This is a genomic window from Aeromonas sp. 604443 (assembly GCF_049170315.1).
In the GTDB taxonomy this organism is placed as follows: Bacteria; Pseudomonadota; Gammaproteobacteria; order Enterobacterales; family Aeromonadaceae; genus Aeromonas; species Aeromonas veronii_A.
In genome coordinates this window covers 615,284-628,435 of the sequence record NZ_JAAKMI010000001.1, presented here as the reverse complement: position 1 = coordinate 628,435, position 13,152 = coordinate 615,284, and the positions used below count along the sequence as shown (strand labels likewise).

Annotated in this window: 12 protein-coding genes; 6 read left to right on the top strand and 6 right to left on the bottom strand. The window is 59.1% G+C overall.

All coding sequences use genetic code 11. The features are described from left to right. Positions 1-4: 4 nt before the first annotated feature. Together prpC and G5380_RS02715 are read left to right on the top strand one after the other, a co-directional pair. Positions 5-1,132 (top strand): bifunctional 2-methylcitrate synthase/citrate synthase, encoded by a 1,128-nt coding sequence (prpC, locus tag G5380_RS02720; RefSeq protein ID WP_337072238.1) that lies wholly within the window; start codon positions 5-7, stop codon positions 1,130-1,132. Between the two features lie 10 nt (positions 1,133-1,142). Next, positions 1,143-2,588 (top strand): bifunctional 2-methylcitrate dehydratase/aconitate hydratase, encoded by a 1,446-nt coding sequence (locus tag G5380_RS02715; protein WP_421209037.1) that lies wholly within the window; start codon positions 1,143-1,145, stop codon positions 2,586-2,588. Positions 2,589-2,687: 99 nt separating this feature from the next. Here G5380_RS02715 and G5380_RS02710 read toward each other — a convergent pair whose 3' ends face one another. Next, positions 2,688-3,416 (bottom strand): FFLEELY motif protein, encoded by a 729-nt coding sequence (locus G5380_RS02710; protein ID WP_337072236.1) that lies wholly within the window; start codon positions 3,414-3,416, stop codon positions 2,688-2,690. A gap of 259 nt (positions 3,417-3,675) precedes the next feature. Here G5380_RS02710 and G5380_RS02705 point away from each other — a divergent pair, with 259 nt between their 5' ends. Together G5380_RS02705 and G5380_RS02700 are read left to right on the top strand one after the other, a co-directional pair. Beyond that, a complete protein-coding gene (locus tag G5380_RS02705; protein WP_100645872.1) occupies positions 3,676-4,008 on the top strand; it encodes a polyhydroxyalkanoic acid system family protein in 333 nt (110 codons plus the stop codon). A 255-nt stretch (positions 4,009-4,263) separates the two neighbouring features. Continuing rightward, positions 4,264-5,694 (top strand): wax ester/triacylglycerol synthase family O-acyltransferase, encoded by a 1,431-nt coding sequence (locus tag G5380_RS02700; protein WP_421352328.1) that lies wholly within the window; start codon positions 4,264-4,266, stop codon positions 5,692-5,694. 127 nt (positions 5,695-5,821) lie between these two features. Here the strand turns inward: G5380_RS02700 and G5380_RS02695 are convergent, their stop codons facing one another. From G5380_RS02695 to G5380_RS02680, 4 genes are all read right to left on the bottom strand, one after another. Then, positions 5,822-6,610, bottom strand: coding sequence for a hypothetical protein (locus G5380_RS02695; RefSeq protein WP_421204913.1), 789 nt, complete (start codon positions 6,608-6,610; stop codon positions 5,822-5,824). A 25-nt stretch (positions 6,611-6,635) separates the two neighbouring features. Then, complete coding sequence (locus tag G5380_RS02690; RefSeq protein ID WP_421204912.1) at positions 6,636-7,277, bottom strand: TetR/AcrR family transcriptional regulator; 642 nt, start codon at positions 7,275-7,277, stop codon at positions 6,636-6,638. A 1-nt stretch (position 7,278) separates the two neighbouring features. Next, entirely contained in the window at positions 7,279-8,466 is a 1,188-nt protein-coding gene (locus G5380_RS02685; protein ID WP_421204911.1) for a patatin-like phospholipase family protein, read from the bottom strand. 94 nt (positions 8,467-8,560) lie between these two features. Continuing rightward, positions 8,561-9,133 (bottom strand): phasin family protein, encoded by a 573-nt coding sequence (locus tag G5380_RS02680; RefSeq protein WP_005333118.1) that lies wholly within the window; start codon positions 9,131-9,133, stop codon positions 8,561-8,563. A 248-nt stretch (positions 9,134-9,381) separates the two neighbouring features. Between G5380_RS02680 and G5380_RS02675 the strand changes: the two genes are divergently transcribed. Next, positions 9,382-11,355 (top strand): SDR family oxidoreductase, encoded by a 1,974-nt coding sequence (locus tag G5380_RS02675; protein WP_421209041.1) that lies wholly within the window; start codon positions 9,382-9,384, stop codon positions 11,353-11,355. A gap of 90 nt (positions 11,356-11,445) precedes the next feature. On the opposite strand, the gene G5380_RS02670 is transcribed toward G5380_RS02675, so the two are convergent. Next, a complete protein-coding gene (locus tag G5380_RS02670) occupies positions 11,446-12,321 on the bottom strand; it encodes an esterase/lipase family protein (RefSeq protein ID WP_201905388.1) in 876 nt (291 codons plus the stop codon). Positions 12,322-12,491: 170 nt separating this feature from the next. On the opposite strand from G5380_RS02670, the gene G5380_RS02665 reads away from it, so the two are divergent. After that, positions 12,492-12,794, top strand: a complete 303-nt coding sequence (locus G5380_RS02665) for a YebG family protein (protein ID WP_421209042.1) — start codon at positions 12,492-12,494, stop codon at positions 12,792-12,794. Positions 12,795-13,152 lie beyond the last annotated feature (358 nt).

Below are 13,152 nucleotides of genomic sequence, written 5' to 3'. Positions count from 1 at the left end.
GCTTATGGGACAACAGAAACCGTTGGGCGGGGCAGGGCTGCGCGGCCAAAGCGCAGGGGAGACCAGTATCTGCACCGTGGGCAAGAGTGGCACCGGTCTTACCTATCGCGGTTACGACATCAAGGAGCTGGCCGATAGCGCCCAGTTCGAGGAGGTTGCCTATCTGCTGCTCAAGGGTGAATTGCCGAGTAACCAGCAACTGGCCGACTACAAACGCGAGCTGCGCCGCTTGCGCATGTTGCCGGCGGCGCTGCTGGAGGTACTGGAGCGCATTCCCGCCGATGCTCACCCCATGGATGTGTTGCGCACCGGCTGCTCCATGCTCGGCGATCTGGAGCCGGAAGATGGTTTCGAGCATGAACACGAAGTGGCGGATCGGCTGCTGGCCGCCTTTCCGGGCATTCTGATCTACTGGTACAAGTTCAGTCACGAGGGCGTTCGCATCGCCCTCGACAGCGACGAGGAGTGTATCGGTGGCCACTTTCTGGCGCTGCTGCACCAGAAAGCGCCGAGCGAGCTGGAGCGCCGGGTGATGCATGTCTCCCTTATCCTCTACGCCGAGCATGAGTTCAACGCCTCCACCTTTGCGGCGCGAGTCTGCGCATCGACCCTTTCCGACATGTTCTCCTGCATCACCGCCGCCATCGGCACCCTGCGTGGCCCGCTCCACGGCGGCGCCAACGAGGCGGCCATGGCGATGATCGAACACTGGCAGGATGAAGCGCAGGCAAGGCGGGAACTGCTGGCCAAGCTGGCGGCCAAGGAGAAGATCATGGGCTTTGGCCACGCCATCTATCGCACCTCGGATCCGCGCAACGTCATCATCAAGGAGTGGTCGGCCAAACTTGCCGAGGCGGTGGGGGATGATCGTCTCTATCGCGTCTCCTGCGAGGCGGAGAAGGTGATGTGGGAGGAGAAAGAGCTCTTTCCCAACGCCGACTTCTTCCACGCCAGCGCCTATCACTACATGGGGATCCCGACCAAGCTGTTCACCCCCATCTTCGTCTGCTCGCGGGTCACCGGCTGGTGCGCCCACGTGATGGAGCAGCGCGAGCACAACCGGATCATCCGCCCGAGCGCCGATTATGTCGGCCCGGCCCCCCGTCACTTTGTCTCTCTACAACAACGATAAGGAAGTCACGATGTCCGCCAACGTCGACGTCAACCACAGACCAGACCCCGATCAGGTGCTGGTCGATATTGCCGATTATGTCTGCAACCACCCTATTACCAGCAAGGCGGCTCTCGACACCGCCCGTTACTGCCTGATGGATACGCTAGGCTGTGGCCTCTTGGCCCTGCGCTTCCCCGAGTGCACCAAGCACCTTGGCCCCATCGTACCCGGTACTGTCGTGCCCCATGGTGCCCGGGTGCCCGGTACCCAGCTCTGCCTCGACCCGGTCAAGGCGGCCTGGGACATCGGTGCCATCATCCGCTGGCTCGATTACAACGACACCTGGCTGGCCGCCGAGTGGGGTCACCCATCCGACAATCTGGGCGGTATTCTGGCCACTGCCGACTGGCTCTCCCGTACTCGCGTCGCCGAGGGCAAAGCGCCGCTTACCATGAACGATGTGCTGGTGGCCATGGTCAAAGCCCACGAAATTCAGGGGGTGCTGGCGCTGGAGAACTCCTTCAATCGGGTCGGCCTCGATCACGTGGTACTGGTCAAGGTTGCCAGCACCGCCGTGGTGACTCATATGCTGGGGGGCACCCGCGATCAGGTGATCGATGCGGTCTCCCAGGCCTGGGTCGATGGCCAGAGCCTGCGGACCTACCGCCATGCACCCAATGCGGGGTCGCGCAAGAGCTGGGCGGCGGGGGATGCCACCTCTCGCGCTGTGCGCCTCGCCCTTATCACCATGAGCGGCGAGATGGGTTATCCCGGCGTGCTGAGCGCCCCCAAGTGGGGCTTCTACGACGTGCTGTTCAAGGGCAATCAGTTCGCCCTGCACCAAGGTTACGGCAGCTATGTGATGGAGAACGTGCTGTTCAAGATCTCCTATCCCGCCGAGTTCCATGCCCAGACCGCGGTGGAGTGTGCCATGAAGTTGCATGGGCAGGTGAAGGGGCGGCTCGACGAGATAGACCGTATCGAGCTCACCACCCATGAGTCGGCCATTCGCATCATCAGCAAGGTCGGCGCCCTCAACAACCCGGCCGATCGGGATCACTGCCTGCAGTACATGGTGGCGGTGCCGCTCATCTTTGGTCGCCTGATCGCCGAAGATTACGAGGACGATGTTGCCGCCGATCCCCGCATCGATGGGCTGCGCGGCAAGATGGTGGTGCAGGAGGATAAACGCTACAGCCGCGAATATCTGGAGGCAGACAAGCGCTCCATCGCCAACGCCATCCAGATCTTCTTCAAGGACGGCACTCACACCGCCAAGGTGGAGGTGGAGTATCCGGTCGGCCATCGCCGTCGCCGGGAGGAGGGGATCCCGCTGCTGGTGGAGAAATTCCAGCACAATCTGGCCACCCGTTTCCCGGCCAAACGGGTCAACGACATTCTGGCCCTTTGTCAGGATGGGCCGCGCCTTGCAGCCACCCCGGTACACGCCTTTATGGATCTGTTGGTGATCTGACCGGTCTTGCATTGGCCAACATATCGGCAAACAGTGATAAACGAAAAGCGGGCTCATAGGCCCGCTTTGTTATTCCGGCGGCTGATCCCTCGATAAGCCTTACCCCAGCGCACTGTCGTCGCCGTTAAAGAGTGCCGTCATGATGGCCGTCTCGCGACTGGCGATGGTCTCGAGGAACTCGTTGGCACGCCCCATCTGATGACACACCTGATAGCCGCGCTCGACAAAGGAGAAGAGCTCGCCAAGCCCCGCCAGATGGGCGGGCCCTGACACCAGCTTGAGGGTCGCACCCAGTAGCGGTTTTCTCGCCAGTCTGTCCAGTGTCATGCCAAGCTCGCTCACCAACGCAATCTGATGTTCCCGGCGCGCCTGCTCGCCTACGGCACGATAGGCGATGGTGTAATGGTCCGGCGTGATGGGAGCAATGCCATCAATACGCCGCAGCGCCACCACCATCAGGTAATCCAGCTCTTCGGAGAGAGCGTCGAGCTCGATCGCCTGCGCCAGCACCTTGAGACCGGACTCCGGCAACAACCGCTCGGCGGTCGGCATCACCCGCATCACATCTGCATCGCGGCGGGCGCAATCCCCCGGGCCATAGAGGTCGGTCAGGAAGAACTCGGCGGCAGGGCCGTAGCGGTCACTCTCCAGCAGATCACGATGGGTTCGCCCCAACCGGTCGGCCTGCCACTGGCGTAGCCGATCCCGATCCTGCTGATCTTCCGGGTGGGCACGCATCTGCTCGCGCAAGGCTGCAACCCGCTTGAGCTGGCGGTAGAGCCGACCCAGGGTGCTATCGTCGTCGTGGGCATGTTCTTGATGCGTCATCTACAGCTCTCTGGCCTTGGGCCCATTGATGGGGATTCGGTGATACGAAGATACAAATGAATGAAAAATAAGCAGCTTTTGCTGACCGTTCCGTGACAAGTGTAGCGCGCACGGGGGAGGGAATAAATGCCATGCCCCGCTGATGGCCTGCATCCCTCTCGACTCTGTTAAGTGAGTCCCATTTATGTGAACCATCCTTTCATTTGTTGTGAACATGTGTTTAATATCAATAACTAACTTATGACCCAGAGTAACGACCATGTTCTTCAACTCGCTCGCTGGCAGCAGCGCACTCTCTACCATCCAGATCAGCCGTCAGCATCCGCTGGGATTGGCCGCCGCTCGGATCGCGGCCGAAGCCATCGCTGCGGACATGAGCGAGAGCTATCAACTCGATTGCGAATGGGCAGATGAAGAGGAGACCGAGCTTCGTTTTCGCGGCTCAGGGGTACATGGCACTCTCACCCTGGACGAAGATACCTTGGAACTGGAAGTGCATCTTGGTTTGATGCTGTTGCCAGTACGCAGTGTACTGGAGCAAGAGATCCTCGATTATGTCGACAATCGCTTACCTTGCCCCAAACGTGTTTGAAACTCTTCGTTGCACTGGTTTTAAATAAATCAGCTGTAAACGATGGCTGTTTGAAATAAGTTGGTAAGCCATATGGTTTGTCAGATTTATTCTCCAGCGAGGTCTCGATTCTATTTTGCAAGTAATCTTTCATCTTTATTTCATATTTCGAGTCGGCACTCATTAATGTCATTCTGATTGCATCAAGTCTTCATCCGGATATGAAGACAGGAGCAATTTGCCGCCTCGGTAAATTCATTTTGTAGGGAAACAACCATGCCACTGAGTGAATTTATCTCCTGCGTCGATACCGCCTGGTTACGCATGGACAGACCCAACAACCTGATGCAGATCATCGGTGTCCTGATGTTTGAAGGGGAGCTTGATGAAGCGCGTCTGCGGGCCGGATTGCGCCATACCATTTCGGTGCAACCCCGCTTCCACCAGCGGGCCGTGCTGGAGGGGGGCTCCTACTACTGGCGTCATGATCCCGATTTCGATCTCGATCAGCACCTCAAGCGAGTGATCCTGCCGGGTGAAGCGGGCAAGCTGGAGCTGGAGAAGCTGGTGGCCGATCTCGCCTCGACGCCGCTCAACCACCAGCGCCCCCTGTGGGATATGCACCTGACCGACACGTCGCTGGGTGGGCAAGCGCTGGTGGTGCGCATTCACCACGCCATGGGCGATGGTTTCTCGCTGGTGCGGGCCATGCTGACCATGATGGATAACACACCGGAAGGGGCGCCGCGACCACCGTCATCGGAGCCACTGGATGACAGCGATGACGAGGATGATGAGGATTGCCACCAGGGCAGCCGTCTGGTGCGGGCCGGCCTCAAGCTGACCGGTAGCCTCTGGTCCAAATATGTCGAAGTGGTCACCCATCCCACCAAGGCGGTGGATTACCTCAAGACCGGGCGGGATGTGGCGAGCGAGCTGTGCAATATCGCCACCCTCGGTGATGATTCACCCTGCCGCCTGCGTGGCAAGACTACCAGCACCAAGCGGGTGGCCTGGTCGGAGCAAATTGATCTGCCGGATATCAAGGCGGTGGGCAAGGTACTGGGCTGCTCGGTCAACGATCTGCTGATCGCCGCCACCGCAGGGGCGTTTCGCCACTACCTGCAGGAGAAGGGGGATGATGCCAACAAGGTCAAGATCCGCGCCCTGGTGCCAGTCAATATGCGTGCACCGGACGATGAGGGGGCACTTGGCAACCGCTTCGGGCTGGTGGCCCTGGACTTGCCACTGGATGTTGAACACCCGTTGCAGCGGCTCTATACCGTACGTGACCGGATGCAGGCGCTGCGCACATCTCTACAACCCGTGGTGGTGCTCAACCTGTTACATGCCCTTGGCATGGCCCCCAATGCGGTGCAGCAGCAGGCCGTCGAGCTGCTCACGGCCAAGGCCAGCGCGGTGATCACCAACGTGCCCGGCCCGCAGCAGACCCTCTATCTGGCCGGCGCAAGACTGCGTCAGCCGCTGTTCTGGGTGCCGCAATCGGGGGATATCGGCGTCGGCGTATCCATCCTCTCTTACGATCACAAGGTGCAGCTGGGCCTTATCACCGACAAGAAGCTGGTACCGGATCCGGGTCGGGTGGTCGAGCGGTTTGCGGTGGAGTTCGAACAACTGCTGTTGCTGGTGCTGATGGAACCGGAGCTGCTGTTTGACCCCAACGGGCTGGATGCGCTGCTCGGTTGAGCGAGCATTTGAGCGACCATTTGAGCGACCAGTGACAGCGTAGCCAACCGGACTGCACCCATCATAAAAGAGGCCAACCCGTGGGTTGGCCTCTTGTTTTGTTGTCTATCCGTGGCAAGAGTGGCGGTTAATCCGCCAGCTCTTCGCGCGCAGCCTCCACATCGAGGCGCTCCATGGCATCCATGGGTTCGCACTCGGCCGCTTCGGCATAGAGGGCTTCGGCCGCTTTCAGGCGGCTCTTGCCGTGCAGCATCACCTGAGCGTTGGCGTACTCCATGCGAGCGATAGCCGATTCGGGGATCAGCGCCAGCGCCTCCTTGAAGTGACGTTCGGACTCTTCCTTCTTGGCACCATAGGTGAGGCCGCCGATCATGGCCCCCAGCTTGTCGACGATCTCCGCGTGCCAGGCGCCAAAGGCGATATGGGCCTCGGCGTGATCGGGCGCCAGCTCCAGCGCCTTCTCAAGACTTGCCTTGATCTTGTCACCAATTCCTTGCGAGAGGGCCTTGGAGATGGAGATCACCTGGCTGTAGCGACCGAGTGCCAACGCGTGGAAATACCAGGCGTTGGCGTTCCTGGACTGGCGTTTTTGCAGCTTCTCGGCATTGCTGGCCGCCCGCTCGAAGGCGGCGCGCTTGGCATATTTGTCTTCCAGCAGATAGCTGGCATGGATCACCAGCGCTTTGTTCGCCACATTGAGGCCCGCCTCACCGGCCGCTTCGCCAAGGGCGACGGCCCGGGCAAAATCCCCGGCATGATAGGCCCGCCAAGCATCCTGTACCTGTTCATCCTCGGGCCAAGGTTCGGCATCCCCCTGATGGAGGCGATCCCAGTTGTCCGCCAGCTTCTGGCCGGCATAGTCATAGGCCGCATCCGCGTAGGGGAAGGGGACAAATTCGAGTTGTGAAGTGGTCATGCTTGTTCTCCCTGTAGCATGTGAATCAAACCTTGTCGGTGTAGTGGTGGGCGAGGGCGCCCAGATGAGCGCGGGCATCGGCCCGCAAATAGGGTGCGACCAGCTGCATCACCTGAAAGACGCCGAGGGCGATATCGGCGTCCGCCTTGGGGTGCAGTGCCCGCTGGTAAGAGATCCAGAATGTGCCCACCAGCGCCACATTGGCCGCCAGCGTGCGCATCTGTTGCGCCGTGCCCTCCATCAGCCCGACCGTTTGCAGATGGTTGCAAATGGCGATGGCGGTCAGCTCCTTGCGGCGCAGCAGGGCGGAAAAGCGCTGTTCCACCTGATGATAACCACTCATCAGGGTCGCGATATCGTAGTAGAGGAAACGGTACTGCCAGATGGTTTCAAACATCAGGTGGAGAAAGAGCCAGATATCTTCTGGCTCATCGGACGGGGTGCTGACCGCCTCCAGCAGGCGATCCATCTGCTGTTCAAATTCGCAGAACAGGGAGTTGACGATCTCCTCCTTGTTGTGGAAGTGGTAGTAGAGATTGCCCTGGCTGATCTCCATCTCGGCCGCAATGGCCGAGGTGGTGACGCTGGGTTCCCCTTGTCGATTGAAGCAGGCGAGGGCAGTGGTCAGGATCCGCTCCCGGGTACGACGTTTGGGTTTGCGATCCATGCTACTCCTTTGGTGATGAACGGCGCACGCCGTGGCGATAGCGTTTGGCAAGCCAGTGCTGCAACTGCTCCAGCGACTTGTCGAGGACGGCGACCGAGCCAATGCCGGGGGCCAGCAGGGTGCGATCTTCATCGGCCAGAGCGGCCAGATTGAGCTCGAGGCCATGCTTGGCCAGCACTGGCGCCAGCTCGTCACGACGCTGCCAGAGATCGCGACGGGTATGCTGGTAAGCGTGCTCGCAGAGGCGGCGACGATCCCGGTAACTGAACACATTGGTGAAGAACATCTCGCCATCGGCAGAAGAGGGCTCAAACAGCAGGGCGTCGGCGTCGGGATATTGGTGCTTGTAGCGATCCATCCCCACATGCATGCGGGAGTGGATGATGGCGCGAAAGGTCTGGGCCAGTACCACCGGCAGACCGCTGTCCACCAGATTGGTCGGGGTGCCGGCGGCCATGTCCGCATCATAGGGAACCAGCGGATTGATGCAGAACACCAGATCCGCCCCCTCTTCCAGCGCTACCGAAGCGTGCAGAGTCTTGATCAGCGCCCCGTCCACATAGTAACGCCCGTTAATCAATGAAGGGGGAAAGAGGCCGGGCAGGGCGGCCGACGCCTGTACCGCCGCCGAGATGGGCACGTCATCGAGCCCCGGGCTGCCGAAGGCGACCGGATGACCGGTGTCGAGTTCGGTAGCGACCACAAACAGTCGACTGCGCAGCTGGCGAAAATCATTGCTGCGGCCGGGACGAGAGAAAAACTGGGTCAGGGTACGATCCACCCCGCGGTTGTCGAACAGTCCGGTCGGAATGGCCTTGGAGAGCCCCTGCAGCGATTCAAACAGGCTGCGCTTCCAGGGCGCCGCCAGATAGTAGGTCAGGCTCTGCCACGCCAGCGGCGGGATCGAGGTCAGACGGTCGGCGTATTCACGAAAGGCGGGTCGCAGCAAGGTGGCCGGGTCAAACATCTCCCCAGAATCATCGCTGAGCAGGATCCGCACCAGCTTCGCCGGCGAGATGCCGTTGGCCAGCGCCGAGGCCACCACGGCCCCCGAACTGACGCCAACATAGATATCGGCATGGTCAAGGCGCAAGCCGTTGATGCTGTCAGAGAGGGCTGCGCAGGCACCAATCTCGTAGATGCCGCCGAGCGGCCCGCCGCCAGCAAGGGCAATTGCGATGGTACTCATAGCGTTGCCTCCCTATCCATGACATTCACCATGACAAGACCGGCCCAGCACAGGGCATGGGCCGGTATCAATCACCTTCCGTCACCGCGAGGTATCAGGGCAGGACGCTCTCTGCTTTGGCCTTCACCTCTTTCACCGCATCTTCCGCAGCGGAGAGGAGATCGGCGGCCTGCTCAACTACGGCCTCTTTAGCCTTGGCTACCGGTGCCTTCTTTACCGGAGGCTTGCGGGCAGCGGGCTTTTTGGCGGCAGCCGGTTTGGCTTCAGCGGCAGGGGCTTCTTCTTCCTGCGCATCCAGCAGTTGCTGGACCACGTCGGTCAGCTCGGCCATGCGCTTGGAGAGCTTGTCGATATCCTTGCGGGTCGGAATGCCGAGGCTGGCCACAGCGCGGGCCACACGATCTTCAAACACCTGCTCCAGACGGCCCCAGGTATTGGCGGTCTTGTCGGTCACAGCGGCAATCTTCTCATCTGCACTTTGACGGGTTTTTGCTTGCAGCGCTTCCCCTTCTTGCACCAGGGCTTCAAAAATCTTGCCACCCTCTTCCTGCGCTTTGGCATAGGCACCCAGACCCGCCAACCAGATCTGCTGGGTGGACTCCTTGATGGTGGAGGTGAGTTGGTTGTCGGTCACTGACCCTGCCAGCGCTTTCAATTTCTTAGCCATGATCTTCTCCTTGAATAACGACAGTTAAATGTAATGGCGACAACGAAACTGCAATCGGGTTGTGGCATTACTGATTTTTCGACTTCAGTCTAGGGACAAAAAATAGAGGGTTCTACCTAATAACGGAACAGGCACACCACCGAAATTAGGGTTTGCTCACGAACCGACAATCAAATTGCAGATTCCCATATGAATCGTGATATATCTAACAACCTAGTAACACCCTAATCAGTAGCAGGATTCTCTTTATGAACTATTTCATTACTGGCGGTAGTGGTTTTATCGGGCGTCGATTGATCAAAAAGTTATTCCAACAGCATCCCGACTGTACCGTCTATTTTCTGATGCGCGCCTCTCATCAGGAGAAATTGCCAGAGCTGTTCTCATTCTGGAATGTGGATGAATCGCGCGCAGTCCCGGTTTTTGGCGACATGACACAACCGCTGCTGGGGGTATCGGTCGAGATGCAGGAGCAGTTGATCGGCAAGATCGACCACTTCTTCCATCTGGCTGCCATCTATGATCTCAACGCCAAGGCGGGGATCCAGCAGCAGGTCAACACCGAAGGGACCCGTCAGGCTGTTCAACTTGCCGAGCGGCTGGGGGCGGGGCAGTTCCACCACTGCAGCTCCATCGCTGCAGCGGGCCTGTTTGACGGTCTGTTTCGCGAGGACATGTTCGATGAGGCCGAACACCTCGACATGCCTTACTTCCAGACCAAGCACGAAGCGGAAGGGATTGTGCGAAACGAGTGCACAGTTCCGTGGCGAGTCTATCGACCGGGGATCGTTGTCGGTGACTCCAATACCGGCGAGATGGACAAGATCGACGGCCCTTACTACTTCTTCAAGACCATTCAGAAGCTGCGCCGTCTGCTGCCGCCCTGGATGCCAGCCATCGGGGTTGAGGGCGGGCGCATCAATATCGTGCCGGTCAACTTCGTGGTCGATGCCATGGTGCATATCGCCCATCAAGAGGGCGAGGAGAACAAGACCTTCCACCTGACCGACCCCAACCCGATGCGGGTCGGCGACATGCTGAGCACCTTCTCCCGCGCCGCCCATGCGCCGGAGCCTGCGATCCGCATCAATGCCTCTCTCTTTAATTTCATTCCCCGCCACCTGACCACCATGCTGATGACCATGGCGCCGGTGCGCCGCATCCGCGATGCCGCCATCGCCGATCTGGGTCTGCCCAAGGATGTGTTCCGCCTTATCAGTTATCCCACCCGTTTCGACAGTCGCGAAACCCAGCGAGTACTGAAAGGGACCGGTATCGAAGTGCCGCCGCTGCACAGCTACGCCTGGCGTCTGTGGGATTACTGGGAGCGCCACCTCGACCCGGAGCTCTTCATCGATCGCTCCCTGCGTGGTCGGGTCGAGGGCAAGGTGGTGCTGGTGACCGGGGCCACCTCCGGTATCGGCCGTGCAACCGCGCGCAAGCTGGCGGGGGCGGGGGCCAACGTCGTTACCATCGCCCGCGACGAGCAGAAGATTGCCGAGACTAAAGCGGAGTTTGCCGAGCTGGGGCTGACCATCGAGATCTATCAGGGGGATCTCTCCAATCTGGCGCAGGCCGAGGAGATCACCGCTCGCATCGTGGCCGATCACGGCGGCGTCGATATTCTGGTCAACAATGCCGGCCGCTCCATCCGCCGCTCCATCGAGGACTCCTTCGATCGCTTCCACGATCTGGAGCGCACCATGCAGCTCAACTACTTTGGCGCACTCAAGGTGATCATGGGGGTGCTGCCCACCATGATTGAGAAGAAAAAAGGGCACATCATCAACATCTCCTCCATCGGGGTGTTGACCAATGCGCCGCGCTTCTCCGCCTATGTTGCCTCCAAGTCGGCCCTCGATGCCTGGGTGCGTACCGCCGCCTCCGAGTTTGCCGATAAAGGGGTCAGCTTCTCCATCATCAATATGCCGCTGGTGAAAACGCCGATGGTAGCGCCGACCAAGGTCTATGAGCAGGTACCTATGATGACGCCGGAAGAGGCGGCCGATCTGGTGTGCGATACCATCATCAACAAGCATGTGCGACTGGCCACTCGCCTCGGGGTGTTTGGTCAGGTGGTGCATGCCCTGGCACCACGTGTCGCCCAGGTGATCATGAACACCAGCTTCCGCACCTTTGCCGATCCCAAGGATGGCGACAAATCCAAAGCCACCGCCGATCAGGTTGCCGTCTCGACCCTGATCAAGGGGATACACTTCTAACCGGATGATGGGATAAAGAGATCAACAGGGGCCTGAGCAATCAGGCCCCTGTTTTATTTGGAATAACAGTTGAAGGACGAATAAGGAGGGTCAGACCCGGGACAACAGATCAAGCAGCAGATCAGTCGTGCGACGGGAGTAGAGCAGAGAGAGATGGCCAATGGCAGGCAACTCGATATCTTCCATTCCCGCCAATCGTTGCCGCTCTTGCGGCATCACCACATTGTCGTGACTGGTGCGCACCGAGATGCCGGGCACGCAAAGCGGCACAGAGGCAAAACGCTGCAACCAGCCGGAACCGGGCTCCATCTCGCGGGCATTGGCCCCAAGCCCTAGGGCGGCCAGCTGACTGCCCTGATGAGGCGTAGCCAGGGTGATCAGGCGCACGACCTTGTCACCACCATGGATAGCCAGATAGTCGCGGCAGACCAGCCCCCCCATGCTGTGACCGACCAGCACCAGCTTGTCAGCCCCGGTTTGCGCGAGCACATCGTCAATTCGCTTGGCCAGTAGCGGCACCATCTCATCGATATGACCAAATGGTGGCATCAGGGTAATGGTGGCGACCACATGGCCTGCAGCCTCCAGTCGGGCGCGCTGGGTGTGCCAGATCCCGCGACTGCAACCGTAACCATGCACCAACAATACGGGGCGCTGGCATGGCCGCAGCCGATCGGGTGCCATCAGCAAAGGTTCGAACGGCAGCAACAAGGTGAAGGTGTAAAGGTAGGCCAACATCTCCTGCGCCATCATCTTCACCCTGCGCCAGGGGCCGATAGCCGGGGAGGGGTAGAAGCGGGTAAACAGCCAGCTGCCGAGCACCACCAGACAACGCAACCCAAGCAGGGCAAACACGACAAACAGCAGGGTCAGCAACCAGGGGAGTCCCACGACCAAATGGGCGATGCTCCCGAGGAGCAGCACCTCTACCATCAGCAGGATAAACAGGTGTCGTACGATCGTCATAAGGCCATGATCCGACCAGTCAGGCGTGGAAGTCAAATGGCGCTTTGAGACAGCTTGATCCAGCGCGGCTTTTGTCGCTAAACCCCGGCGAACTCTTTTCCGGTGAGGTTATTTGCAATACTGTATATCCATACATATACTCTATCCATCATCACCAAGAGGAGGCCATCATGGCTGTCGAGATCAAATATGTGGTTGTTCGTGGGGGAGTGGAAAAAATGACCTTTGCCAGCAAAAAAGAGGCCGATGCCTATGACAAGCTGCTGGATACAGCCGATGAGTTGATGACCCTGTTGGCTGGCGCCCCGATCGAGCTGGCCCCAGAGCAGCAAGAGAGTCTGGCATTCTACCTGGCAGAGCAACGCGATGTGCTGCAAACCCTGCTGCGCGGCGGCAAGGTTCAGGCAGGCGCGAAAGAGGAAGAGGCTTCAGCAGCCAAGCGCAAGGAGAAGCCACTAAAGCAGGTGGCCTGATTGCACAGACCTGCTATTTCTCGGGATAAACAGCTCGCGGCATTCACTTTATTTGCATTTAAAACCATTTTTACGGCTATTTACCCCGAGAATTTTTTAACAACGGCGCATATCCAATGCATAACTAAATAGCGTGCACCACTGAGTGACATCAGCCAGATCTATGAGAAAATAATGAGCAAACAGTGAAGAGAACGTTATCCAGATCGCTCCCGGAGACATTAATCAGCAACAACAAGAGGCAGTACCAATCCCAATAGAAGCCGCATTCATCTATCACGAGCCTTTTTCTAGCAACTCGGCTCACAGGCTCATATCGACTCATCTCAGCATCAACAAGCAACACCATGACTCAACA